The sequence below is a fragment of the Georgfuchsia toluolica genome, assembly GCF_907163265.1.
GTDB lineage: Bacteria > Pseudomonadota > Gammaproteobacteria > Burkholderiales > Rhodocyclaceae > Georgfuchsia > Georgfuchsia toluolica.
Genome location: NZ_CAJQUM010000001.1, coordinates 3,107,656 through 3,133,430 on the forward strand (window position 1 = coordinate 3,107,656; position 25,775 = coordinate 3,133,430).

Annotated in this window: 23 protein-coding genes and 2 tRNA genes; 17 read left to right on the top strand and 8 right to left on the bottom strand. The window is 56.0% G+C overall.

Annotated elements, in window-relative coordinates; translation table 11 throughout:
* Nucleotides 1–14 precede the first annotated feature (14 nt).
* Nucleotides 15–1,172 (bottom strand): UbiH/UbiF family hydroxylase, encoded by a 1,158-nt coding sequence (locus K5E80_RS14755; RefSeq protein ID WP_220636877.1) that lies wholly within the window; start codon nt 1,170–1,172, stop codon nt 15–17.
* Nucleotides 1,173–1,243: 71 nt separating this feature from the next.
* Between K5E80_RS14755 and K5E80_RS14760 the strand changes: the two genes are divergently transcribed.
* The 8 genes from K5E80_RS14760 to K5E80_RS14795 all read left to right on the top strand — a co-directional run bounded on the left by K5E80_RS14760 (nt 1,244) and on the right by K5E80_RS14795 (nt 9,600).
* Nucleotides 1,244–1,320 (top strand) — tRNA-Met (locus K5E80_RS14760).
* Between the two features lie 163 nt (nt 1,321–1,483).
* Entirely contained in the window at nt 1,484–2,620 is a 1,137-nt protein-coding gene (locus K5E80_RS14765; RefSeq protein WP_220636878.1) for a rolling circle replication-associated protein, read from the top strand.
* A gap of 85 nt (nt 2,621–2,705) precedes the next feature.
* Nucleotides 2,706–4,775 (top strand): ATP-binding protein, encoded by a 2,070-nt coding sequence (locus K5E80_RS14770; protein WP_220636879.1) that lies wholly within the window; start codon nt 2,706–2,708, stop codon nt 4,773–4,775.
* Between the two features lie 232 nt (nt 4,776–5,007).
* Nucleotides 5,008–5,343 carry a hypothetical protein gene (locus K5E80_RS14775; protein WP_220636880.1) on the top strand — a complete coding sequence of 112 codons (336 nt, stop codon included), beginning with the start codon at nt 5,008–5,010 and terminating at the stop codon, nt 5,341–5,343.
* Nucleotides 5,344–5,413: 70 nt separating this feature from the next.
* Nucleotides 5,414–5,593: an excisionase family protein gene (xisR, locus tag K5E80_RS14780; RefSeq protein ID WP_220636881.1), complete on the top strand. Its 180-nt coding sequence runs from the start codon at nt 5,414–5,416 to the stop codon at nt 5,591–5,593.
* A complete protein-coding gene (locus K5E80_RS14785) occupies nt 5,572–6,717 on the top strand; it encodes a tyrosine-type recombinase/integrase (RefSeq protein WP_220636882.1) in 1,146 nt (381 codons plus the stop codon). The genes xisR and K5E80_RS14785 overlap by 22 nt, the downstream gene beginning before the upstream one ends.
* A gap of 904 nt (nt 6,718–7,621) precedes the next feature.
* Nucleotides 7,622–9,235, top strand: coding sequence for an NAD+ synthase (locus K5E80_RS14790; protein ID WP_220636883.1), 1,614 nt, complete (start codon nt 7,622–7,624; stop codon nt 9,233–9,235).
* Between the two features lie 26 nt (nt 9,236–9,261).
* Entirely contained in the window at nt 9,262–9,600 is a 339-nt protein-coding gene (locus K5E80_RS14795) for a P-II family nitrogen regulator (protein ID WP_220636884.1), read from the top strand.
* 37 nt (nt 9,601–9,637) lie between these two features.
* On the opposite strand, the gene K5E80_RS14800 is transcribed toward K5E80_RS14795, so the two are convergent.
* Nucleotides 9,638–10,249, bottom strand: a complete 612-nt coding sequence (locus tag K5E80_RS14800; RefSeq protein WP_220636885.1) for a Smr/MutS family protein — start codon at nt 10,247–10,249, stop codon at nt 9,638–9,640.
* On the bottom strand, nt 10,215–11,174 hold the full coding sequence (gene trxB, locus K5E80_RS14805; protein ID WP_220636886.1) for a thioredoxin-disulfide reductase: 960 nt from the start codon (nt 11,172–11,174) through the stop codon (nt 10,215–10,217). The genes K5E80_RS14800 and trxB overlap by 35 nt, the downstream gene beginning before the upstream one ends.
* Nucleotides 11,175–11,262: 88 nt before the next feature.
* Here trxB and K5E80_RS14810 point away from each other — a divergent pair, with 88 nt between their 5' ends.
* The 6 genes from K5E80_RS14810 to serS all read left to right on the top strand — a co-directional run bounded on the left by K5E80_RS14810 (nt 11,263) and on the right by serS (nt 18,173).
* Nucleotides 11,263–11,931 (top strand): Crp/Fnr family transcriptional regulator, encoded by a 669-nt coding sequence (locus K5E80_RS14810; RefSeq protein ID WP_246591001.1) that lies wholly within the window; start codon nt 11,263–11,265, stop codon nt 11,929–11,931.
* Between the two features lie 101 nt (nt 11,932–12,032).
* The gene (locus tag K5E80_RS14815) at nt 12,033–14,348 is read left to right on the top strand and encodes a DNA translocase FtsK (RefSeq protein ID WP_425514561.1); all 2,316 of its coding nucleotides are present in this window, start codon (nt 12,033–12,035) and stop codon (nt 14,346–14,348) included.
* Between the two features lie 45 nt (nt 14,349–14,393).
* Nucleotides 14,394–15,011, top strand: a complete 618-nt coding sequence (gene lolA, locus K5E80_RS14820; RefSeq protein WP_220636887.1) for an outer membrane lipoprotein periplasmic chaperone LolA — start codon at nt 14,394–14,396, stop codon at nt 15,009–15,011.
* 122 nt (nt 15,012–15,133) lie between these two features.
* Nucleotides 15,134–16,453, top strand: coding sequence for a replication-associated recombination protein A (locus K5E80_RS14825; RefSeq protein WP_220636888.1), 1,320 nt, complete (start codon nt 15,134–15,136; stop codon nt 16,451–16,453).
* 37 nt (nt 16,454–16,490) lie between these two features.
* Nucleotides 16,491–16,856, top strand: coding sequence for a GxxExxY protein (locus K5E80_RS14830; protein ID WP_220636889.1), 366 nt, complete (start codon nt 16,491–16,493; stop codon nt 16,854–16,856).
* A gap of 36 nt (nt 16,857–16,892) precedes the next feature.
* The gene (gene serS, locus K5E80_RS14835; protein WP_220636890.1) at nt 16,893–18,173 is read left to right on the top strand and encodes a serine--tRNA ligase; all 1,281 of its coding nucleotides are present in this window, start codon (nt 16,893–16,895) and stop codon (nt 18,171–18,173) included.
* Here the strand turns inward: serS and mltF are convergent, their stop codons facing one another.
* Entirely contained in the window at nt 18,174–19,616 is a 1,443-nt protein-coding gene (mltF, locus tag K5E80_RS14840) for a membrane-bound lytic murein transglycosylase MltF (protein WP_220636891.1), read from the bottom strand. It abuts the gene before it with no gap.
* Between the two features lie 24 nt (nt 19,617–19,640).
* On the opposite strand from mltF, the gene K5E80_RS14845 reads away from it, so the two are divergent.
* Nucleotides 19,641–19,730, top strand: a tRNA-Ser gene (locus tag K5E80_RS14845).
* A gap of 170 nt (nt 19,731–19,900) precedes the next feature.
* Here the strand turns inward: K5E80_RS14845 and K5E80_RS14850 are convergent.
* The 4 genes from K5E80_RS14850 to K5E80_RS14860 all read right to left on the bottom strand — a co-directional run bounded on the left by K5E80_RS14850 (nt 19,901) and on the right by K5E80_RS14860 (nt 23,117).
* The gene (locus K5E80_RS14850; RefSeq protein WP_246591110.1) at nt 19,901–21,013 is read right to left on the bottom strand and encodes a recombinase family protein; all 1,113 of its coding nucleotides are present in this window, start codon (nt 21,011–21,013) and stop codon (nt 19,901–19,903) included.
* On the bottom strand, nt 20,916–21,626 hold the full coding sequence (locus K5E80_RS16835) for a recombinase family protein (protein WP_246591003.1): 711 nt from the start codon (nt 21,624–21,626) through the stop codon (nt 20,916–20,918). The genes K5E80_RS14850 and K5E80_RS16835 overlap by 98 nt, the downstream gene beginning before the upstream one ends.
* Nucleotides 21,623–22,102 carry a DUF2924 domain-containing protein gene (locus K5E80_RS14855; protein ID WP_220636893.1) on the bottom strand — a complete coding sequence of 160 codons (480 nt, stop codon included), beginning with the start codon at nt 22,100–22,102 and terminating at the stop codon, nt 21,623–21,625. Before K5E80_RS14855 ends, K5E80_RS16835 begins: the two co-directional genes overlap by 4 nt.
* A gap of 328 nt (nt 22,103–22,430) precedes the next feature.
* A complete protein-coding gene (locus K5E80_RS14860) occupies nt 22,431–23,117 on the bottom strand; it encodes a PaaI family thioesterase (protein ID WP_220636894.1) in 687 nt (228 codons plus the stop codon).
* A gap of 330 nt (nt 23,118–23,447) precedes the next feature.
* On the opposite strand from K5E80_RS14860, the gene K5E80_RS14865 reads away from it, so the two are divergent.
* Together K5E80_RS14865 and K5E80_RS14870 are read left to right on the top strand one after the other, a co-directional pair.
* Nucleotides 23,448–23,684: a Druantia anti-phage system protein DruA gene (locus tag K5E80_RS14865; RefSeq protein WP_220636895.1), complete on the top strand. Its 237-nt coding sequence runs from the start codon at nt 23,448–23,450 to the stop codon at nt 23,682–23,684.
* A gap of 778 nt (nt 23,685–24,462) precedes the next feature.
* A complete protein-coding gene (locus tag K5E80_RS14870; RefSeq protein ID WP_220636896.1) occupies nt 24,463–25,440 on the top strand; it encodes an enoyl-CoA hydratase/isomerase family protein in 978 nt (325 codons plus the stop codon).
* Nucleotides 25,441–25,775: the final 335 nt, after the last annotated feature.

Here is a 25,775-nt window from a genome sequence, read left to right on the forward strand (position 1 = left end):
GTGGATGGGGTGGATCAGGAGGCAATGGCGTAACGTACCAGAACGTCCTTGATCAAGGGCAAAGAATTGGTCGCGCTCAATCCGGCATTGCGCAATACCGAAAGCGGACGCCAGGCGGGGGTAAACAATTTGTGCAAACCGTGCGTGGTGGCTTGCAAGGCGATGACCTCTTCCTTGCGAGTGCGTTCATAACGGCGCAGCAGGGCATGGTCGCCACAATCGATGTAATCGGGTTTGTCTGTCAGGAGTTTCGCCAGCACTCGCGCATCCTGAAAGCCGAGGTTAATGCCATGTCCAGAAAGCGGATGAATCGTATGCGCGGCATCGCCGATCAAGGCCAGGCGCGCAGCGATGGAGGAAGGCGCCCGCATCAGTCGCAAAGGGAAACCAATGGCGGGTGTCAGCAGCGACAGCGCACCCAGGCGGTGCTGGCCGGCCTCGGCCACTCTCGCGCAGACCGCATTGTCATCGAGCGCCAGCAACTCGACGGCATTGGCCTCCGGCGTCGACCACACCATCGAAATCATGTTGTCCGGCAGCGGCAGCCAGGCCAGCACGCCGTCGTTGCGGAACCATTGAAAGGCGGTGCCGCGATGCGGCTTTTCGCAGCGGAAGTTGGCCACCACGCCAAGCTGGCCATAGGAATGGGAATTCACCTCGATGCCGGCTGTGGCGCGCGTCCATGAACCGGCGCCATCGGCCGCAACCACCAACTGCGCTTCGATATTCTGGCCGTCAGAGAGCGTAAGGCGGGCTGCATTGCCATCAAATGCCAAAGCCTCCGGCTGGACCGGACACAACAAGGCGAGATTGGCCTGACGCTTGGCGCTTTCCCACAACTCACACTGCATGACAGATGATTCGACGATCCAGGCCAGGGCGTCGGCGCCGGCATCATAGGCGGAAAAATCGATACGTCCGCCCGCATCACCATGAATTTCCATCGCATCGACTGCAGTCAGGCGAGCAGGGTCGATGTGCGGCCATACGCCGATCGAGGCGAGAAATGCTGCATTGGCCGGACTCACCGCATAAATGCGCGAATCCCATCCAGCCGGCCTGACGGGCGCGCGTCCTTCCAGCAAAGCCACAGAGAGGCGGGTTTTTCGCAGGGCGACGGCGAGCGAGAGTCCCGCCAGGCCACCACCGACAATCAGCACATCAACTTTCATCTACGGATTGTCGCCCACGGGGTATTCCTTGACAAGGTAAAGCCCGGACAAGGATAATTCGCCCCCCTTTTGGTGATGTAGCTCAGCTGGTTAGAGCGATGGATTCATAATCCATAGGTCGAGGGTTCAAGTCCCCCCATCACCACCAAATTCGATGTAAGTCTAGACCACTCTGGACTACTAAAACCCCATGATTCATATGGGGTTTTTTCTTTTGTGCCATCCATCTGGGTTGGTCTCCAGTGGTCTCGATTTGGCTCGTTTGGCACACGGTTTTGCCACATTTTTGCCACAACTTTTTGGTGGCAGTCATGAGCGGCGAAACTGGCGAAAAATTCGTCCAGCCGATCATTTACAAAAAAAGTCCCTATGTGGACTACTCGGCTCCGTGGATTCCACCCGTATTACGTGACTATTTTCATGGAACGGCGGAGTGCGAAGCGCCGCTCCCCGCCGCACGCGCGCAGCGCGGCGCCGGGAGCGCGCAGCGCGCTCCCCTAGACTTGATTAAAGAACACTTAACGGATGAACCCACATATAAGCCATGTGAGGTAGCCGGTAAGTTGCTAGAAGGGTGGCAAATTAGCTCTCATTGGGCTCCACCTCCTGATGGTGAACTGTCAGCAGTTCTTAAAATCCAGTCTTTTCAGCCCGGCGGCTATGAGGCAACCGTTCGTTTCATGGACCTCGCAAGGATTAGTCGCGCTATAGAGTTCGGCGGAAAAAGAGGAAAGCGCGAGGTTCCGGAAGAAGTTGATCCGGAAAACGTCCTAAAGGCAACCGCAAGGGCAAAAAGAAAGGTCAGATATTTGGTTAAGAACATGGCTGCAAGCCACCTAGCGACCTTCACACGCCGTGAATCAGAACCGGATGAGTATTGGACCGCCGAGGATTGGGCAAAGGCTTGGGATAGGCTCAAACGAGGCATTGAGAGGGTTCTAGGACCCTTCCCGTATGTGGGAATACTGGAAAGGCATGAAAAGGGCAATTTCCACCTTCATGTTGCTTGGTGCGGCCGAATTAACCTCAATGTTATCCGTCCACTTTGGTGGCATATCTGTGGTGGTCGTGGGATGGGTAACGTTGATGCCAAGTACATCAAAGTCAGGGAAGGACTGGAACGTTCCGACCGCGTTGCTAGGTACATCAGCAAGTACGTATCAAAGATGTTTGAGGAAACCGGGAGATTCAATAAAAAAAGGTACTGGGCGTCACGTCAAACGCTTGACGATGTGCGTCGCTATGTTCTGAGCGCACGCGATCTAAGTGATGCCTTGGTCGAAGTTAAGAGGTTTCTGGGATTGGATTGGAGTAAGTTTATTCATGCCGAAGTAAGGAATCGCAAAGTCGTCGGCATAATGAAACATATGTTTCATTTTCCCGATGGCTCGGGACTGTGGTTTTCGTTTATTCCAGAGCTTCATGGGGGTACGCCGCCGCCCTTTTAGGGTTGGGATTACGAATCAGTGAGATTGTGTCGGTCAATGAATGGTGGCAAGATGCTCATGTACTAACACATTCATAGGTGGTTGCATGAACAAAGTTTACCGGTTGGCTTTAATTGCTTTGTCTGCGGCCGCGCTGGTCGTCGTTGGATACTTTGTTACAGGAAGCCTTGAGTTTATTACTAAGGACTTCTGGTTTACGTCGGGGCTACTGCTGTTGATCTTACTGTCGTTAATCGATCAACCCTTTTTCTCTAAAGACTCGAACATATTTGTAAATGCGGTAACTGCGGCAATCTCACTTTTGCTTGTAGAAGAAAAAAACCGAGATTCTATTTTTTGGATATTTTCTTGTGTGACTTTGTATCTTCTATTATCGAGTTATTTGCTTTTGTGGATAAGGCAGAAAGCTCTTTCAGAAGAATCATCTGGAGTTAAATTTATCTCGAGATTAAATAGAGAAATTGGCAAGCCAGAGTCTCTATTTTCAGCGTTCTTTTTATGGGGTGCGTACAAGCAGTTTGGAGCCGGAACAACAGGGTTCAATGCGCTCCTAATGTTTTGGGTCGTTTTTATTGTACTGAGCCTGCCGACTCTCGCAAAAACGATTGAGGAGTTTTTTGCGTCAAGAGATGTTGGAAACGAACAAAACGCGCTGGGCAAGATATTTGGTGTGCAATCAAAGAACACTTTTCTAGTAAAGCTTTTTGATGCACCTGATCGTTCCTGTCCTGCGAGTTTGTTTGACTTCGTTGAGTTTCAGTACTCAACTGATGGGCGAATTCGAAAAGGATTGTTACTGGACGTCTACCTATTAAATCAAGAGCAATGGGTCAAGGTACTTTCCAATAGTCAAATTGAAAATATCTTTAGTAATTGTGCCATGTTGGGCCGCCACACTCTTGACGTTGTTTACAAACTTGAAAACATTCCGAAAAACGACTTCCTTAATAGGTTCGTCGGGATCATCACGGATAACAGTAGGATTAGCTACATCCGCTTTGTATTCAATTCACGAATCGAAATTTCAGAAGGTCAGCTTCTTCAGGTTTCAGTTAATGGAAAGGAAGTTTTGTATCAGATCGTCGAAGGTGTGACAAAGATTGAGACTCTCGAACAGAAAAATCAGACTGGCTTAATTGTCGGTGAGGCAATACAGCTTGGGACGTGGAATACTGAAAAATTGCAATTTGAACAATTTGGTTGGGTTCCGGAGGTCAATTCTCCCGTGTTCCTCGCGTCCAATATTGACGAACCGGCAATAAATGATGGAGAAGTTGTGATTGGTGTTATACCAAACACGAATTATCCGGTGGCCCTCAACAAAGCAACAGCAATGTCGCATCACATGGCTATTATTGGTGTTACGGGGACCGGTAAATCAGTATTTTCAAGAAATCTCATTAGAGAGTTTCTGAAGGACGACGATACGAAAGTTATTTGTATCGATTTTACTGGCGAATATCTGGGTAAGTTTAATGACCTCAATCCAAGCCAAGTCATCCCTAATGAGACAGCGGAGCAATTGTTTAAGGATATCGACTTTATAGAAAAGACGATCGCGGATAACTACAACAAAGACAATGATCAAACTCGCAATAAAAAACGCGAAGTATCTGCTGCTGTTCATAAAGGAATAAAGGAGTTTCTTGAAGGCGATGGGCAGTTGTCAATTTTCGAACTCCCGCATGTAGAAAATACATCCGGTGTATTGACGTACACAAAGACGTTTTTCAGAGTCCTATTTCATATAGCTAAAACGGAGCAAAATTTCGGCAAACGCGTTTGCTTGGTCTTAGAAGAAGCACATACCATAGTGCCTGAGTGGAATTTCTCGGGAGTTTCCGACAAAATATCTCAACCACTTCTCAACAGCATTGCTCAAATCGCTTTACAAGGAAGAAAGTACAACATTGGGCTTATGGTCATCGCACAAAGAACCGCTAATGTGTCGAAGACGATTTTGACTCAATGCAATACGATTGTTGCGTTTCAGGAATTTGATAAGACGAGTAGTGATTTTTTGGCGAATTATTTCGGCCAAGACATTGTTGGCAGTTTGCCTAAATTGAAATTTAGACAGGCGATTGCCGCTGGAAAAGCATTTAGATCAAGCGTTCCAATGATTTTTGAGATTCCAGAAATCAATGAACAATAGGTGAGACGATAAAGAGTTATCTGTCAAGGGACCGTGGAATAAATGGGGCGCATCTGTTTCATGCCCCGTTTATGCCGCGAAAGCCCTTGACGGCGCTCCAGAGAAACACGCTTTAGGTATGGGGTGCGGGGTGGCCTCATTACCCCGTACGCCATGCCGACCAGCAGTGACAGGCATGAAATAGCCTACTAGGGTGCTAAAATACCCCTATACCCAAACCGGACGGAAGATCATGAACCAGCTATCGGATAAGCAACTGGTTGAGTTGATAGATAAGACAATCAAGGGTTTTCAGGGCAATACAGATTCACTTGCAAGCGCTATTGGCTATTTGATGATTGGTCGTAAATTCGGCTGGCGCGTCATGTATTTCATGCACAGCCAAAGCACAGTCAGAAAGTACGAAAAAATCCTCGATCTCAAGTCTGAGGATGTAATGCCGGAAGAGGGCATATGGGCGAGAAAGGCAATTGCGTATAAAGCCATGAAAGCGGTCAGCAACTTTTGGAAGGCCGTCAAAGGTGAGGTTGCCGGCGTAAAGTCAAAGGAAGTCCTCAAACTTCGCTAGTGGTGGTAATGCAACAACCCACTACGGGGCTATTGACACGCCCCTAGCGCCGTTTTATTCTGTACCCACTATGTTCGACTGGGTACTCATCAATAAAGTCATTGAGCTGGTTGGTTACAGCGATGACGCCATTCGCGCCAAGATCAAAAAAGGCGTTTGGCTCAGTGGTGTCCATTTCCGTAAGGCTCCGGACGGTCGAATCTTCTTTCACCTACCGGCGATAAAGCAATGGATCGAAGGAAAGGCTTAACTGTTCGCAGCGGTTCTGGCATCGAGATAGCCTTCTCGTATCGTGGCCGTCGTTGCCGTGAAACTTTGAAGTTGGAGCCAACTAAAGCGAATCTCCAGTACGCCGCCCGGAAGCGTGAAGCGGTCCTATTTGCCATTGGGCAAGGAACCTTCAATTACGCAGAGCATTTTCCCAATAGTCCGCTTGCCCGTAGTCTTTCCAATCGTTCCATGCAAACCGTTGGACAGGCGCTAGATGAATTCCTAAAGGCTGCGCGTGGTCGCTGTGCCCACAGTACTGTTAAAAGTTACGAAAGCGCCGTCCGTTATTACCTTAAGCCAGTGTTTGGCGAAAAGCTCGTTTGTGAACTAGGCGTCGCGGATATCAAGGCATGGATCGGCGGTCTAGCCATTTCCGGCAAGCGAATTAACAACGTCCTTATTCCATTGCGCGGGGTCCTGGACGATGCATTCATGGATGGTGTTATTGAACGCAATCCATCGGCACGCATCAAGAACTTGCCGCATCGTTACGATGAACCGGATCCACTTTCCCCGTCAGAAATTCAAACGCTGCTCAATGTCTGCTCCTCGCAGGTTCGTAACCTTTTCCAGTTTGCTGTCTGGACTGGGTTGAGAACATCAGAACTCATTGGTCTTGAATGGGGCGATATCGACTGGAATAGAAAAGTCATCCGGGTTCGCCGGGCAGTCGTCCTGAAGCAAACCAAAATCCCCAAAACAGAAGCAGGCGAGAGGGATGTAAAGCTGCTGCCGGGTGCCTTGGAAGCTCTTGAAGCGCAAAAGCCCTTCAGTGCCCTAGCCAATGGCCGTGTATTCCTCAATCCCAACACTGGCAAGTCGTGGGAAACCGACGCACAGATCCGCCGCACAGCATGGCAACCTGCAATCCGCAAAGCCGGTATTCGGTCCCGCAACCCCTACCAGACCCGCCACACCTTCGCCAGCCTTTGCCTGACCGCCGGTGAGGACATCGCATGGGTAGCAAAGCAGATGGGCCATAAAAGCATCGCCATGACTCTCAAGCGATACGCGCGCTACATGGACAATGTAAATACCACTGGCGGCAACAAATTGACACAGCTTTTGACACAACCTTGCCACAGTGAGGCCGTAAGTGGTTGATATTCTATTAAAGGCCGGGGTTTCAAGTCCCCCCATCACCACCAGTATTCATGCGGCTTCCAGCGATGGAAGCCGTTTTTATTTACTGTCCTGCATAGCCACATAGTAGCCAGCAAGTGCGGAATCCAACCGCGAAGCCGCGACTGCCAGGCAATGGGATGTACTGATGGCGTGAATCTTGATTTATTCACAAATTCTGTGGGTATCTTTGTGGTTTAACTTCGCAATGCGTGACTGCAAAGCACTTTATTGGGATTGCCTATTTTTTAAGCAGACAATTGTTTTCCCTCGATGTCCTTGATCTGGCGCGGGTTTGCATGCATTGGCATGGGCTAGCTTCTGATTTAAAGCGGTTTTTTCAATACAGAATAGTTACGGTGGATAACTTTATCGGCGGCTCAACTTTTTTGGGCTCTGATGGCGCCTGCTGGTGCGGTCTGTCACGGGGCATGTATAACTAAAGTCATACATTGATGATGGACATTGCTACAGGAAAACCCACGCAGTTTGGATTCTCCCCGGGGCCTATGCCGATGTACAGGTCAGCACGGTGCGTGACATGGAGCCATGTGCACGCTGGTCAATGAGCGCTGCGTAAATTGTGCCTTGAACGGCACGCTGTCGAATGTCCAATTGCGGTCAACAAGCTGGACGGTGTATTTTTATCGAAATGCCATTGTTGCTTGCTTCACCAAAGAAATTGGCATCACCTATTCGCTGCGTCAACAGGAAATCATATAATTGCAGTTGTTCAGTTGTAGAGATGGTTTCCGGTGCTTGTTCAGCCCCAATCACCACCGGTATTCTGCGGTTCTCCAAACGGAGGGCCGGGTTATATGTCGGCAAAGGGCAGGCCGGGCCCTAAGCAGCCGGTGTCGTATCACGGTTGCGCTATAGTCCAAATATGCCTGCTTTGAAGATCGCAATCGCCCAGATCAATTGCACCGTTGGCGATCTTGCCGCGAATGCGAGCCGCATTCTTGCCGCCGCCCAACGTGCCAAGTCGCAGGGCGCTCATGTGCTGGTGACCCCGGAACTAGCCCTGTGCGGCTACCCGCCCGAGGATCTTTTGTTGCGCCCGGATTTCTTTCGCGCCTGCCAGCGTGAATTGGATCAGCTGGCGCAGGCCGCGCCAATACCCCTTATCGTCGGACATCCGGAGGAATCTGGATACGGTGAGCGCTACAACAGCGCTTCGCTGCTGCGAAATGGCAAGGTGGAGCAGACTTATCGCAAACACCGTTTGCCGAATTACGAAGTCTTCGACGAGGAACGCTATTTCGAGAGCGAGGGAACGCCCTGCGTGGTCGAAATCGAAGGTGTGCGGTGCGGCATCAACATCTGCGCCGATGTATGGGAGAGCGGCAGCGCCGAGGCCGCGCACGAAGCGGGCGCCGACCTGTTGCTGGTACTCAACGCGTCCCCCTTCCACATGAACAAGCAGGGCGAGCGTTACGATGTGCTGCGCGACCGCATCGCGGCGGCGGGGGTTCCTGCGGTTTATGTGAACCTGGTCGGCGGACAGGACGAACTCGTCTTCGACGGCGCTTCGTTTGTGCTGAACGCGAAAGGCGAACTCACGCATCAACTGGCGGCTTTTGAGGAGGCTGTCGACATTGTTCAATATCGCAATGGCGCCATCGAGTCCGGCCTCCAGATGACGCCGGGCCCGATTGAAGCACAGGTCTATGCCGCGCTCAAACTCGGCGTGCGCGATTATCTCGGCAAGAACGGTTTTCCCGGCGCCATCATCGGTCTTTCGGGCGGCATCGATTCGGCGCTTACCTTGTGCGTTGCCGTCGATGCGCTGGGAGCCGACAATGTGCGCGCGGTGATGATGCCCTCGCCCTACACGGCGCAGATGAGCCTCGACGACTCGCGCGAAATGGCGCAACTGCTTGGCGTGCGTTATGACGAGATACCCATCGCAGCGGCGATGGAAGTCTTTGCCGAAATGCTGGCGCCGCAATTCAAGGGCATGCCGGCCGATACCACCGAGGAAAACCTGCAGGCGCGCATCCGCGGCATGCTGCTGATGGCGCTTTCCAACAAGACCGGCGCCATTGTGCTGACTACCGGCAACAAGAGCGAAATGGCGGTCGGCTACGCCACGCTGTATGGCGACATGGCAGGCGGCTTCGCCGTGATCAAGGACGTGTTCAAGACCTTTGTCTACCGTCTGTCGAATTATCGTAATTCTTTGTCATACGTTATCCCGCGCAACATCATCGTACGCGCTCCGTCGGCGGAGTTGAAGCCCGGTCAGACCGACCAGGATTCGCTGCCGCCCTACGAAATCCTCGACGGCATCATCCAGGCCTATATGGAAGACGATTTGTCGCCGCGCGAGATCATCGAAAAGGGGTACCCGCCGGGCGATGTGCGCCGCGTCGTCGGCATGTTGAAGCGCAACGAATACAAGCGGCGCCAGGCGCCGCCCGGCATCCGCATTACGCGGCGCGGCTTCGGCAAGGATTGGCGTTATCCGATAACATCCCGCTATCAGGACGAATACTGAACTCAGGTTGCCGGAGAAACTTCAACATGAAAAAAATCGAAGCCATCATCAAGCCGTTCAAACTCGACGAAGTGCGCGAAGCGCTGTCCGAACTCGGCGTCACCGGATTGACCGTGACCGAAGTCAAGGGCTTTGGCCGGCAGAAGGGACACACCGAGTTGTATCGTGGCGCCGAATACGTGGTCGACTTTTTGCCCAAGCTGAAAATCGACGTTGTTGTGGATGAAAAAACCGTCGAACTGGCGATCGAAGCCATTATCAAGGCAGCGCATACCGGCAAGATAGGCGACGGCAAGATTTTCGTGACGGCCGTGGAGCAGGTCGTTCGTATCCGGACTGGTGAGACTGGCGAAGCGGCGGTTTAATCGCAGCTTCCATTCAGAGCAGTTCGTTTTCCCCAGTTTATTTCTTCGCGGCCTGAAGCAGAACCACCACAGCACCCGCGCCGCCATCAACGGTGCGGGCCTGGCAGAAAGCAAGCACTTCCGTTTTCTGCGTCAGCCAGCCCAACACCAGTCTTTTCAGTACCGGCTCCCGTCCCGGTGAACCGAGTCCCTTGCCGTGCACGATGCGCACGCAACGCTTGCCCAGTGTCCGGCATTCGGCGATGAACTGATTGAAGGCTATCCTGGCCTCGTCGCGCGTATGGCCATGCAAGTCGAGATACGCCCTGATGGCCCAGCGGCCTCGGCGCAGGTCGCGCAACACGCTGTGCGGAATTCCCGTACGCACCCAGGCCGCCTCGTCACCGCCTTCGAGATACAGGTCGACCAGCGCTTCGCCATGCAGCGATTCGTGCAGGGCGGCAGCCTCGTCGAGTTCTCGCTGGCGCGGAATTGCCGGTGGCGGCTCGGGTTCGTGGTGTACCCGCGTGTTTTCGAGGGGAACGACATCAGTTACCGCCGCGCGGAACAGCGCCAGTTCGTCCTCTCTCGGCGGCGGCCGCTGTTTCGATTTCGGCCGCTTCAATTCTGCCTCGCTAGCCGCCCAGTGTGTCGAGATAACGCTCGGCATCGAGCGCCGCCTCGCAGCCGGAACCGGCGCTGGTGACCGCCTGCTTGTAGAAGGGATCCTGCACGTCGCCGGCGGCGAATACGCCCGGGATGGATGTCGCCGTAGCGTTGCCCTTGCGGCCGCACTGGGTGACGATATAACCGTTTTCCATTTCCAGTTGGCCGGCGAAGATGTCGGTATTGGGCTTGTGGCCGATGGCGATGAACACGCCCATCAGGTCGATGTCTTCGGTCGCGCCGGTTTCCACTTGTTTGATGCGCATGCCGGTGACGCCGCTCTTGTCGCCGAGCACCTCGTCGAGGGTGTGGTTCCACTTGATCGTGACCTTGCCGGCTTTTTCTTTTTCGAACAGTTTGTCCTGCATGATCTTTTCGGCGCGAAATTTGTCGCGCCGGTGCACGACTGTCACATGGCTGGCGATGTTGGCGAGGTAAAGCGCTTCCTCGACGGCGGTGTCGCCACCACCGATGACGGCGACACCCTGGTTCTTGTAGAAGAAACCGTCGCAGGTGGCGCAGGCCGAAACGCCCTTGCCCGAAAATGTCTGCTCGGATGGCAGACCGAGGTACTGCGCCGAGGCGCCGGTGGCGATGATCAGCGCATCGCAGGTGTATTCGCCGGTATCGCCCACCAGGCGGATGGGTTTCTCCTTCAAATCAGCGGTGTGGATATGGTCGAAGATCATTTCAGTGTTGAAGCGCTTCGCGTGCTTTTCGAAGCGCGCCATCAGTTCCGGTCCCTGCACGCCATCCGCGTCCGCCGGCCAGTTGTCGACATCGGTGGTGGTCATCAGTTGTCCGCCCTGTGCCACGCCAGTGATCAGTACCGGATTCAGGTTGGCGCGTGCGGCATAAACGGCAGCGGTATAGCCGGCGGGGCCGGAACCGAGAATTAACAGGCGGGAATGGCGGGTGGCTGTGCTCATGGGGTATTAATGCATGTCTAAGGGGTCAGAAGCCAATTATACTGACAGGGTTGATGCTGGAGCATCATCATACTGATAGGGAAAATCTATGGTTGGCGTATCGATTGCGGTGATGCAGTCACTTCCTATTTTTGGATCCGTGCCCTTGGCGCGCCTGGAAGCGCTGGCGCGCGTTGCTTCCCTGAGTCATGCTTCGCGTGGCGGCGTGGTGCTGCGCGAAGGCGAAAATACCAATGCGATCTACTTCATTCTGAATGGCGAGCTCAAAGTGCAGGTATCGGATAGCGAAGGCCGCGAAGTCATTCTCACCATGCTTGGTCGCGGCGAAATGTTCGGTGAAATGTGCGCCATCGACGATCACCCGCGCTCGGCAACTGTTGTCGCCACTCAGTCCAGTGATCTGGTCGTGATTTCCAAGCAGGATTTCCAGCAGGTGCTGCTCGATAATTTTGAAGTGTCGCTTGCCATCATGCGTGGGTTGGCCAACCGCTTGCGCATCGCCGACCGCAAGATCGAGAGCCTGGCCTTGCTCGATGTTTACGGCCGGGTTGCGCGGCTGCTGCTCGATTCAGCGGTAGAGAGCGAGGGCCGCAATATCATTCATCGCCCCCTTACCAAGCAGGACATCGCCAAAATGATCGGCGCTTCGCGCGAAATGGTCAGTCGCGTCATGAAAGATCTGCAACAACAGGGCCTGATCGAGGAAGCGGAGGACGGCATTGTTCTTCACGATAAACTCGATTCCTTGGCGCCATGATGGCCGGACACAGATGGGAATCAGTTTCTAATGTGCCCGCTTTTGCCGCGGCGCGACTAAAACAATCAGTATGGCCCGTATAAACGTTTCAATTGAGCCATATTAAAGTGACTACGCCACCCGTTTCCGCAAGCCCCGCCAATCCGCCGCTACCGGAGAAAATCGTCGCGCTGGTGAATGAAGCGCGCTGGTTGCTTCTGGCTGCGCTAGGGGCTTATTTGTCTCTGATTCTGTGGGGGTTCAACCGCGCCGATCCAGGCTGGTCGCATGCCGCGCCGCTGGAGCGGGTGGCCAATCCCGGCGGCCGCTTCGGTGCCTGGCTGGCCGACGTGCTGCTTTATTCCTTTGGAATTTCGGCCTGGTGGTGGGTGCTGTTCCTGTTCTTTGCCGTGGCTTGGGGCTATCGCCGTCTTGAGGGGCTGTTCAATAGCGATAAACGGCCTTTTCTGATTGCGTTAAGCGGCTTCGTCGTCGTCTTGGTCGCCAGTGCCGGCATCGAGACCTTGCGTTTCTGGAGTATTTCAACGCCATTGCCTTTGGCGCCGGGCGGCTTGATCGGTCACGAGATCGGCCAATTGGCAGCGACATATCTCGGTTTTACCGGCGGCACGCTGGTGTTGATGGTCTTGTTCGCAGCCGGTCTCTCCGTGTTTACAGGCCTGTCCTGGCTGCGCATCGCCGAACTCACCGGCGCCTTGCTCGAAATCACCTTGGCCGCGATGCGCAATCTGTGGCAAACATGGCTGGATCGCCGCTATGGCCGCGCGGTGGCGGGGAAGCGCGAGGCCGTGATTGAAACCGAGCGCAAGAAATACGAAGAAAATCCGCCTCCGCCCATCAAGATAGAGGTCGCCGAACTGGAAGTGCCGGTTGCACCCAAGGCCGCCGCGCGCATCGAGAAAGAGCGCCAGGCGCCGCTGTTCTTCGATGCGCTTGGCAGTGTCTTGCCGCCATTGCATCTGCTCGACGAAGCCAACCACGACGACGACGATCTGCCCGGCAACGAGACACTGGAATTCACCTCACGCCTGATCGAGCGCAAACTCGCTGACTTCGGCGTCGAGGTCAAGGTGATCTCGGCCCATCCCGGCCCGGTGGTGACGCGCTATGAAATCGAGCCCGCCGTCGGGGTCAAGGGTAACCAGATATTGAACCTCGCCAAGGATCTCGCCCGTTCCCTGTCGCTGGTGAGCATTCGCGTCGTCGAGACCGTGCCGGGCAAGGCCTGCATGGCGCTCGAATTGCCGAATCCGAAGCGGCAGACGGTGCGCCTGTCCGAGATCATCGGTTCCAAGGCCTATCACGGCATGAGTTCACCGCTGGCGGTCGCACTGGGCAAGGACATCTCCGGTCAACCCATTGTGGTCGACCTGGCCAGGATGCCGCACCTGCTGGTGGCGGGAACTACCGGGTCGGGCAAGTCGGTCGGCCTCAATGCAATGATTTTGTCATTGCTCTACAAATCCGAACCGTGCGAGGTGCGCCTGATCCTGGTCGATCCGAAGATGCTCGAACTCTCGATCTATGAAGGCATCCCGCACCTGCTCGCGCCCGTGGTTACCGACATGAGCAAGGCGGCCAATGCGCTGCAGTGGTGCGTCGGCGAGATGGACAAGCGCTACAAGCTGATGTCGGCGCTGGGCGTACGCAACCTGTCCGGCTTCAACGGCAAGATCCGCGATGCGGAAAAGGCCGGCGAACATGTCAGCAATCCGTTTTCGCTCACGCCGCAATCGCCGGAACCGCTCGCCGCGCTGCCGCATATTGTCGTTGTCATCGACGAACTCGCCGACCTGATGATGGTGGTGGGCAAGAAGGTCGAAGAACTCATCGCCCGCCTCGCGCAGAAGGCGCGCGCCGCCGGCATCCACCTGATCCTCGCCACGCAGCGGCCGAGCGTCGACGTGATCACCGGCCTCATCAAGGCCAATATTCCGACGCGCATCTCGTTCCAGGTCAGCAGCAAGATCGACTCGCGCACCATCCTCGACCAGATGGGCGCCGAAGCGCTGCTGGGGCAGGGCGACATGCTCTATCTCGCCCCCGGCACCGGCCTGCCGACGCGGGTACATGGCGCCTTCGTCGCTGATGATGAAGTGCATCGCGTGGTCGATTATCTGCGCAAGGCGGGGGCACCCGAATATATCGAAGACATCCTCACGGCGCCGACGGAAGAATCCAGCAATCCGCTAGGTGGCGAGAATGTTGGCGGCGGTGAAGCCGATCCGATGTACGACCAGGCCGTCGAGATCGTGCTCAAGACGCGGCGTCCCTCGATTTCCCTGGTACAGCGCCACCTGCGCATCGGCTACAACCGCGCCGCGCGCCTGATCGAACAAATGGAGCAGGCGGGTATGGTGTCGCCCATGAACGGCGCCGGCAACCGCGAAGTACTGGTGCCGGATCGCAGCGAATAACGCCCATTTGAGCGTTTCGCGCGGTGAGTTCGGCGATAATTAGCCATGCGCGCTTTTCTCTGTGTTCTCTGTGTCCTTTGTTGCGAAGGTTTTTCTCCTTTGCTTTTTGCATCCGGCCTGGAGCAACTCCATGCCTATCTGACTGAAGCGCATGCCGCGCGCGGCGAATTCACCCAGACCGTCATTGCGCGCGCGGGACGCAAGCCGCAGCAATCCTCGGGCAGCTTTGCCTTCCTGCGGCCGGGAAAATTCCGCTGGGCCTATGAAAAACCCTATGCCCAGTTGCTGGTCGGCGATGGCGAAAAACTCTGGAGCTACGATCAGGATCTGAATCAGGTCACGGTCAAGAAAATCGGCCAGGCGCTGGGTACGACTCCCGCTGCCTTGCTCGCCGGCGAGTCTCTCGACAAAAACTTCGTGCTCAAGGATGCGGGTGCCAGCGACGGTATCGAGTATGTCGAGGCCACTCCCAAGGCGCAGGATGCGAGCTTCGAGCTCGTTCGCATCGGTCTCGTTGGCAATCAACCGCGCACCATGGAAATTCAGGATAACTTCGGCCAGATCACGCTGTTGCGCTTCACGCGCTTTACCAGCAACCCCGATCTGCCGGCCACTACCTTTCGCTTCGTGCCACCCAAGGGCGCTGACGTGGCAGGCGAGTGATTCAAGTTAAATGCAGCCACAGAGTTCACAGAGATCACAGAGGAAACCAGGGCACCGACGCAACGGGGTTTTGAATTTCTCTGTGCACTCTGTGTCCTCTGTGACTAATGGTTTTTTACAAAATGGCTGATCTCTTCGCTGCCGCAACCCCGGCGCATGCGCCGCTGGCCGAATTGCTGCGGCCGCAGACGCTCGACGAAGTCGTCGGCCAGCAGCATCTGCTCGGCCCGGGCAAACCCTTGCGCCTGGCCTTCGAATCGAAGACGCCGCACTCGATGATCCTGTGGGGACCGCCCGGTGTCGGCAAGACCACGCTGGCACGATTGATGGCGCACAGCTTCGATGCCGATTTCGTCGCCATCTCGGCGGTGTTCTCCGGCGTCAAGGACATCCGCGAAGCCGTGCAGCAGGCCGAGATGATATTTCAGCAGCATGGCCGGCGCACGATCCTGTTCGTCGACGAAGTGCATCGCTTCAACAAGGCACAGCAGGATGCCTTTCTGCCCTATGTCGAGAACGGCACCCTGACCTTCATCGGGGCAACAACGGAGAACCCGTCCTTCGAGGTGAACTCGGCGCTGTTGTCGCGCGCCGCTGTTTATGTGTTGAAGAGCCTCTCCGAAGCGGAACTCGGTCAACTCTTCGAACGCGCCCGGCAACAGGCATTTCCCGGGCTTGCGTTCGCCGACGATGCGCGCGGGCGCGTGCTCGGCTATGCCGATGGCGATGCGCGGCGCCTGCTCAACGTGCTCGAACAACTGCGCACCGCCGCGCATGCCGCCAGCGTGGCGACGATCGACAACAGCTTTCTCGAAGCCACGCTGGCGAGCGATCTGCGCCGCTTCGACAAGGGCGGCGATGCCTTTTACGATCAGATCTCGGCGCTGCACAAGTCGGTGCGCGGCTCCGATCCGGATGCCGCGCTCTACTGGCTGGTGCGCATGCTCGACGGCGGCGCCGACCCGCTCTACATGGGGCGGCGCATTATCCGCATGGCATCAGAAGATATCGGCCTCGCCGATCCGCGCGCGCTGCGCATCGCGCTCGATGCGGTGGAAACCTACGAGCGCCTCGGTTCGCCCGAAGGCGAACTGGCGCTGGCCGAGGCGGTGATCTACATGGCCATCGCGTCGAAATCGAACGCCACCTACCTCGCTTATAATGCCGCGCGCTCGTTCATCAGCAAGGACAAATCGCGGCCGGTGCCGGAACATCTGCGTAACGCGCCAACCAGGTTGATGAAGGAACTCGGTTTCGGCAGCGAATACCGCTATGCGCATGACGAACCGGAAGCGTATGCCGCGGGCGAAAATTACCTGCCCGAAGGCATGACCAAACCAAACTGGTACAAGCCGACGCCGCGCGGACTGGAACAGAAAATCGCCGAGAAGCTGGCGCATCTGCGCGAGCTGGATCGCAAAGCGAAAATCAAAGGCAAATAGCCACAGAGGTCACAGAGGACACAGAGAAAAGCAAATCATGGCGGACGATCTGACAGAAAGGATTATTGGAGCCGCGATTGAGGTGCATCGTGTTTTTGGGCCAGGATTGCTGGAGGCTATTTATGAGGAGGCCCTGTGTCATGAGTTTGCGCTACGAGGATTGGGCTTCCAGCGGCAGGTGGAAATTGAAGTTCGCTACAAAGACAAACTGATTACTGGGCAGCGTTTGGATTTATTGGTGGCGGATGAGGTAGTCGTCGAATTAAAATCGCTGCGTGTCTTGCCAGACGTGGCAACAGCACAATTACTTTCTTATCTCAGGGTCTCGGGCTTGAAACGCGGGTTGCTCATCAACTTCGGTGAGTCCAGACTCGTAGATGGCATCAAACGCTTTTCTCTGTGATCTCTGTGTCCTCTGTGGCTAAATAGGTTTTTAAACATGCTCGACATCCAGCTCCTTCGCAGCAATCTTGCCCACGTTGCCGAACGTCTCGCCACGCGCGGGGTGCAATTCGACAGCACCAGATTTGAAGCGCTTGAAACCGAGCGCAAGCAGGTGCAAACGTACACGCAGGACTTGCAATCGAAACGCAATACCCTGTCGAAGCAGATCGGCATGCTCAAGGGCAAGGGCGAGGATGCTTCGGCAGTGCTCGCCGAAGTCGCCGGCATCGGCGATGAGTTGAAAGCCAACGAAGACAAGCTTGCCGTCCTGCAACTGCGCTATAACGACTTTCTCGCCATGATTCCCAACCTGCCGCACGACAGCGTGCCGATGGGCAAGGACGAACACGGCAATGTCGAAGTGTTGCGCTGGGGTGCGCCGCGCACATTCGACTTCGAGGTCAAGGACCATGTCGATGTTGGTGCGTCCTTGGGACTGGATTTCGAGACCGCAACGAAAATAGCCGGCAGCCGCTTCGCCTTGTTGCAGGGCGGCATTGCGCGCCTGCATCGGGCGCTTGCGCAGTTCATGCTCGACGTGCATACGGGCGAGCATGGCTACACCGAAGTTTATGTGCCGTATCTGGTCAATGCGGAAAGCATGCGCGGTACCGGCCAGTTGCCCAAGTTCGAGGAAGACCTGTTTCAGGTGCCGCGCAGCGACGGCGGCAAGTTCTATTTGATCCCCACCGCCGAAGTGCCGGTGACTAACATCGTGCGCGACGAAATCCTCGCGCTGGACAAATTGCCGCTCAGGTTCGTCTGCCACACGCCCTGTTTCCGCTCCGAGGCCGGTTCCTACGGCCGCGATACGCGCGGCATGATCCGCCAGCACCAGTTCGACAAGGTGGAACTGGTGCAGATCGTCCATCCCGACCAGTCGTGGCAGGTGCTGGAACAGCTCACCGGCCATGCCGAAGCTATCCTGCAAAAGCTCGAACTGCCCTATCGCAAGGTGGCCTTGTGCACCGGCGACATGGGTTTCTCCGCTGCCAAGACCTACGACCTCGAAGTCTGGCTGCCGGCGCAGAACGCCTATCGCGAGATTTCTTCCTGCTCCAACTTCGAAGCCTTCCAGGCGCGGCGCATGCAGGCGCGCTTCCGCAACGAGAAGAACAAGACGGAGCTGGTGCATACGTTGAACGGTTCCGGCCTCGCCGTCGGCCGCACCCTGGTGGCCATATTGGAAAACTTCCAGAACGCCGATGGCAGCGTGACCATTCCGTCGGCATTACGCAGCTACATGGGCGGACTGGAAAAACTCAGCGCAGAGTAATCAGCGCAGGCTGAGCGACAGCTTTGGCGTCGGCTGCCAGGGCGGTTCGAGCCGGCTCAGAATGTCGTAGTAGTTGCGAATGTTCTCCACCATGACGACGGCTTCGCCCCCGCGCGCCGGGCCGCTTTTCAGGCGCGAGTAATACCCGGGTTGCGACATCAGCGGCAGCACTTTCTTCATGTCGTACCATGAGCCTGAGTCGCGTTTCATCTGCCGGGCAAAAGTGCGCGCGCCATTGAGATGTCCCATGCCGAGGTTGTAAGCGGCGAGCGCCAGCCAGGTGCGATCGGGCTCCATAATCTCTCCGGGCAGTTGCTCCATCAGCACGGCGAGGTAGCGCGCGCCGGCGCGAATGCTCTGCCCCGCATCAAGCCGGTTGCTCACGCCCATGCGATCCGCCGTATCTTCCGTCAGCATCATCATGCCGCGCACATTGGTGAATGAGGTGGCAAGCGGATCCCACTTCGATTCCTGATAGGCCATTGCGGCGATCAGGCGCCAATCGATGCCGCTCTCTGCCTGGGCTGTCTGGAACTGTTGCCGATAGCGCGGCAGTACGGTACGGATATCGTTAATGAATCTTGCGACGCCATCGGCCTTGATGCGCTGGATGTGGCCGAAGTAGCGATCCTGTAGCCGGGCCAGTGAACCATTCTGGCGCGCGGCGGCGATGAACGCGTCGGCCTTTTGCGCCAACGACGCATACTCGGGCAGGAATGCCCAGCCGCAGCGAATCTGGTCGGGCAGTTCCTGCACGATGGCGAGGTCGGGATAGTAGTTCAACGCCAGGGAATAATTCAGCATGTCGGTCGCTGCCAGATGGCTTTTCGCATTGGCCACGCGTTGCAGCAGTTCCCGCTCCGAGCCAACGGCGATTTCGACGATGGTAAAGCGTGGCGGCGTGCCGGCCAGTTTTTGCAGCGTCTCGGCCTGCGGCGAATCGAGCAGGGTTTCAATGCTGCGCCCGGTCAGATCGATGGGATCGCTATCGACCGACAGGTCGTCGGCATTGCCGACCAGTACCTGCCTGGATTCACGTATCGGCGCGGAGAAAACCAGTTCCTGATTGCCGTCGATCGGGACGCCCGCGGCAAGGTGGATTCTGCCTGCCCGCAGCTTCTTGAACAGGGCGTCCGGATCCTTGACAGCGACATAGCGGGTCCTGAGTTTCAGCGCCGCGGCAAAGCCCTCCAGCAGATCGTGCTCGAAGCCGCTGATACCAGCGGCATCATCCTGATAGGTGGTCGGCCCCGCAATAATGCCGATCACCAGTTCGCCGCTTTTTTCGGGAGGCTCAATGCGCCCGCACGCGACCAGCAAAGCGGAAGCGAGCACAACCAACAGGCGGGCGACAGCGTGGTTCACCGAGCGGCCCATGCGGCTACCGTCGTAACGAAGACGGGGTGCATTGTGCCACGGCTCGGAACGGCGCCAAACGGCCATACTGGATGGTAAAATCCGCGCCCCGGAGAGGTGGCAGAGTGGTCGAATGTACCTGACTCGAAATCAGGCGATGTCGCAAGGCATCCGTGGGTTCGAATCCCACCCTCTCCGCCAACGAGTCTGCATTATTAGAATCTCTCTCGTTGAATGACCACGAAGCCGCGCCTGTGGCGCGCCACCGCGAAATATAGCCAACTGCGGAGACCGAAATCTCTGGGCACTTGTGCCCTCCATCCCCCGAGTGTCTCCCGACCCCATTTAGGGAGTTGGCTTCATCGGCATATTCACGGGGCAATTCCCATCCCGAATTTGGTGCGTTGCTCCGCCCACAACATCGGTTGATTCGTTGTCAACCGTGTCAACGTTATATCCGCTGGTTGCCTACCTTCCAATATGGCTTCAACGATGTCTGGCGCCAGCGTCGCGCATCGCAGAATGCGCCGCACATAGACATCAGTCATGTTCTCCTGTTTGGCAAGGACCATGATCGAGGCGATCTCACCACTGACCAGTTTCTCCATCCAGATATGCGCGCGTGCCACTGCCTTGATCAGTGCCCAGTCATGTGAAACGGTTTCGACCTTGCCCCACTCCTCGTTCACTACTAGCCGCATCTCCAGGCCACCACGTTGCATACTCGCCTGAATCTTCAACACCACGGCTTTATCAGTCTTCGCTGTTCCGACATTGGCTGAAGTTGTCCCGATATTCAGTACTTCGTTGATGCCTGTGCGTCGTAGCTCAACGGTGATCTGGTCGCTACCGACGATGATTTTCTCCATGATCGGCATCAACATTCCCCGCAACGCCTTAGGCTCGGCTTCTTCCATTGACTTGGCCAATGATCTGGCATTGGCAAGGATGGCTTCCTGCACTGCTGCCGACCGTCGTTTCAAATGGAGATCGGCCAATAGTGTGGGGACATCTCGTAACCAATGGGTGAGCGCCCCTAGGATGGTGGACTCCAGATCGTGGGCCGGTACCGTCACTTTTGGCTGATTGCCTGTTTCATCGATAGCTGGCCAGGCGATGTAGTACCGATAGCGCTTTCCTTTCTTGGTGGTATGGGTCGGAATCAGTCGACGCCCATCCCCATCAAATACCCATCCGGCTAATAGACTGGACTCCTTGGCCTTGATTCCGCGCTTGCGACCATCGTTGTTGGAACGCAGCCGTTCCTGGACCGATTCCCAGACTTCCCGGTCCAGGATGGCTTCGTGCTCGCCAGCATAGATGGTGCCCTTGTGCACAATCTCCCCCAGGTAAATCCGATTGCCGAGGATTCGGTACAGCGCCCCTCTAGAGAATTTCACGCCACCTGACATGCGCCCGCCGGCGCTCACCACCGTCCGGGTGAGAATGCCTTTTCTGTCCAGTTCCAGCTTGAGCGAACGCACGTCGCCCAAGGCTAGGTAGCGAGAGAACACCATGCGCACCTGTTCGGCATCCTCGGGATGGACGATCAACTTGCGGTCGATCACCTTGTAGCCCAGCGGTACCGCCCCCCCCCATCCACATGCCCTTCTTCTTGGAGGCGGCGATCTTGTCGCGTATCCGCTCTCCCGTGACCTCCCGTTCAAACTGGGCGAACGACAGCAGGACGTTCAGGGTCAGCCTGCCCATGGAAGTGGTGGTATTGAAGTGCTGGGTGACGGCGACGAAGGAGGCGTTATAGGCATCGAAGACCTCGACCATCTTGGCAAAGTCGGAGAGTGCCCGGGTCAGCCGGTCAATCTTGTAGACCACGATCAGATCGACCAGTCCTGACTGGATATCCGCCATCAGCCGTTGGATAGAGGGCCGGTCCAGTGTTCCCCCCGAGAATCCACCATCATCGTAGCGGGCGGGTAGTACCTTCCACCCCTCATGGCGCTGGCTGACGACATAGGCTTCACAGGCCTCCCGCTGTGCATCAATCGAGTTGAAGCTTTGTTCCAGCCCTTCCTCAGAGGATTTGCGGGTGTAGATGGCACAGCGCAGGGTACGTTCGACGACTTTACGTTCGGTCATTGCTCGTCTCCGGCAGTAGCTGCACTGGACCGATTTAGCCCGAAAAACCGGGGTCCGGACCAGCGGGTACCGGTGATCAGCCGGGCGATTTCAGAGAGGCTGTCGTAGGTGACCTGCCGATAGAGAAAACCGCCATCGACGACGGTCACTTCATGGATATCACCCTTCCAACCGCGAATGAGCCGGGTACCGGGCTTGATGCGGGGCACGGCGGCGAACGCCGGTTGTTTGCCGGCATCGACGTCGCTGGCGATGTCAGCCAACCGTGCACGGGTGATGCGGGACAGACCGCCGAATTCCTGGACTTGGAGCCGATAGGCGAGCCAGACGATCAGAAGGTCAGGGCGGTTGGTGAAGGGATCGCATCCGAATTGAGAGCGCCAGAGTGCGCGCAGTTCCAGCGTGGAAAAGCCAGTCAGATTGGCAATGAGCTGCGATGAAGGCTGCTGCTTGGTAGTACGGAGTTTCTGGTGCATATGCGTCCTTGGACTGTTGTGGAGACAGCACGATGGACGCTCTGGTGGGGCGGGAAGTCAAGTGGGGGATTGGCTGGTTATCGGCCATTGCAGCCGGTGGCGTTGAGCAAGTCAAACGGCGGCTAAGCGCAGGTCACCGGCCATAGCCTCGGAAGTTACGCCGATCGGCATTTTTCCACGTCAGCGAATTCACACTATGTGACCATTGCTAAGTGCACAACATCGAGATACCTGATTATCGGAATAATCAGGATATCGAAAAAAGCACAAATATCCATCCAATCCAAAATTGGGGTACTTTTTGACAAGAAAGTGCAAACCACATGGATTATGCGATGGCGTCCGGCCAGTTCCTTTCCGAGATGAACACCCCTTTGCAACTAGCGGTGCGCACATCATCGGCCCATAGTTCGCCAACCATGAATTTCTTTCTGCCCACAACCCGATCTACTTTTGCAACCAGATGCAATGTCTTGTTGAGCAGCGTTGGATGGTGAAAGCGAATCTCCAGCGTCCCGGTACGCCCTGCGACACCGGTGATGCGCTGGCCGGCTCCGAGCACCTGATCGAACAGCAGGGCGATTATGCCGCCATGCAGATGTTCGAATGGGCCCTCATAACTCCAACTGGGTGTGACACACGCATGCACGCGCCCATCGGTCTGCCAGATGTGCATGGGTGGCGCGATGGCATTGCTCTGTCCGGATGCGGGATTAATCTCGTAGAATATGTCCGGAAGCTGACCATGTTGAGTGGAATTGCGCTCAGCCTGTGCCTTGGTGCCCGGCACTACTTCATTTGCTTCGATACGTGCAGCCTCCGCCTGCATCGTTGCCGTGACGGATTGCAGCAATTCGGTCGGCACATCCCGTGTAAGCACAGCGGTGTTCAAGCGCCGTAGCGCTGCGGCCAATTCGCGCCGCGATTGCCAGTTATCATTTACGGCAGGGCGCACCTCGGGTGAGGTATCCATCCAACCCGACAAGTTGTAAGCAATCGATGGGGTTTTCTGCATGTTGGTTCAGTGTCACTGCATGAAGTATTTGTCGAGTTCATTCATGGAGAATTGTGCCAATATGGGACAGACGTGGTCGAATGGTTGGCATTTCAGGAGGGTGAATTCGTCCTCCTGAGAATCATCATATGCCAAAGCAACGGGTTAACAAATAAAGCTGAACATTGCCAAAGATTTTCTATATACATCGTCAGATGTAATTGGCGGAATTCACCAGCGAAGACGTCAGGGAACTTCGAGTGCGCCAGGTCGAGCGCAGCGAAGAAGGTCGTTATCAAGCGCAGATAGCGCGTCACCACAATCTGGGTGCGCTCCGAAGATTGGCGAACGGTGTGGTACGTCGCGACCTGGAGCGAGCTTTGGGACGCGCAACTGAGCCTCTCGGCAGCTGCGCTGAAATGCGGGGTGCGTGATCGCTGGATCGGGTGGGACATTCGCTCGCAGTACGGACGGCTCAATCTGATCGCCAACAACAGTCGTTTCCTGATTCTGCCCGACTGGTACCGGCCGAATGTGGGTTCGCGGGTACTGTCATTGGCCGAACGGCGGATTGGCGCGGATTGGTAGGCCAGTTTTGGTCATCCGTTGCTGCTGCTCGAGACCTTTGTCAATCCACTGCGCTTCCTGGAGAGGTCTATCGCGCCGCGAACTGGATTGAACTGGGATTGACCCAAGACTATCGCCGCACCCGGGACGGCCATAGTTCAGAAGTCGACGCCCACCAAGCGGGTTTTTGTTTGTCCGCTCTGTCATCATCCACAGAAACACTTGACGCAGCCCGACCGGGCGCACCTTCAACTTACCGTAGAATCCAAGGTCATTCTCATTGCCGAACAGATGTGGACGCTGCCCGACTTCTGTAACGACACCCCTGATCCGCGTCGTGCCCAAGGGTGGCGTTAACGGCTTGCGGTCGTACTCGCCATCGCCGCAGGTGCCATTCTGTGCGGCATACGCGGCCACAAGGCCATAGCCGGATGGGCGGCGGACCTCCGTCTTAAGGCCCGTGAACGCTTTGGCACAGCAAAACGATTCAAAACACGTGAGCCGTTATCAATCAATGACTTGCAATTGTGCAAATTCCGAAATCTGTCTATTATGCCAGAGGGATGTTAAAGACTGGTTAGATTGGTTGACGCCAATCGGCCGCCACGTCAACGCGGCCGTTCAATTATTCAACACATTAGTTGACGCTGTGGTATCATAAATAACGGCGTTCATAGAGCCGACGGATATCGGACCGTTTTGCAGCCAGCAGCACTGATGGCAGGTGGCAGGGTGACAAAGCCTTAGTGCACTTAAACGGGACGGTGATAGGACACAACTGGGATTGGAGAGAATTGAGATGCCGAAGAAACGCGAAGCAGAGCTACTGGCGGGGCAGTGGAATGATGAGGCAATGTTAACTGACGAAGTTGAGCTTGGGAAACAGGTGCTTTACGCTACCGATAAGGAAAAACACACCGCTACCATTACTTTCAACGCGCCCGAAGCGCTCAACGGCCTGCCGGTTGCCGGTTTGGAACTGGTCGGGGACTTGATCAAGCGCGCGGAAGCCGACAACGATGTGAAGATCATTGTCTTCAAGGGCAACGGACCGTGTTTTGGCACGGGGGCGAATGCCTCGGAGCTGGGTCACTACATCGGCTACAAGGATGGCAAATCGGTTGACGGCAGGCAACGCCCTACGCAAAGGCAGCGCATGTTGCCCGACCGGAACATTGTGTTCGGTGCCTTCGAGCGCGTGGCAACGGAATGTCTGAAAGCCACCGTATGCCAGGTACATGGTTACTGCTACGGGGCGCATATGCAGCTGGCGCTGGCCAGTGACATCGTTATTGCTAGCCCTGATGCCCAGTTTGGCCACCCGGCATTCCGCTATCTGGGCTGCGGACCGCAGAACATGTATCTGTGGCTGGAAAACCTCGGCATCAAGAAGATGAAGGAGGTCATGCTGACGATGCGCGCGCTTACCGCCGCGGAGGCCGAGCAGGCGGGTTTCGTGGCCAAGGTTGTTCCCCGCGAAGAGCTGGAACAGTGGGTTGCTGATTACTGTCAGGCTATTGCGCTAATGCCCCTGGACGGGATCATGATGGGTAAGGCCAATATCCAGATGATGATGGAAGCGCGGGGGAAAGGCATCGGCACGATGGTTGGCTGGGTCGGGCATGGCTGGTGCACGAACATGTCTTTGGAGAAAGGCGAGTTCAATTTCCTGAAGGAACGGCGGAACAAGGGCCTCAGCAAAGCCTTGCATGACAGGGATCAGGCAGTCGCACCTTATTTCCGTATGGGCGGCAGCCTGAAGAAGGCGGCAGGCTGAAATAGGCCGGCACATTCGGATCGGACCAGTACGAGGTGGCGGCGAGCGTGTCGCATGATAGCGGCGTTAAAGTCTCCACCTTGTTAGCTACAGACGCCTGTTGCCTCATACGCACAGTAAAGATGGAGGACGCGGATGGCGGAGCATGAGAGCCAACGCGACCGTGGCGGCTCCCGTTACGCGCTCTACACAAAAGATGGTGACTGGGTTGTGCCACACAAGGCGACAGCTGGCGGCTGGGCCGCCGGTATGCAAAGTGGTCACGCACTCAGCCCTTTGCTTTGTGCCCTGATTGAGGACGTACCAACGCTAGCCCCAATGTTGAGCACGCGCTT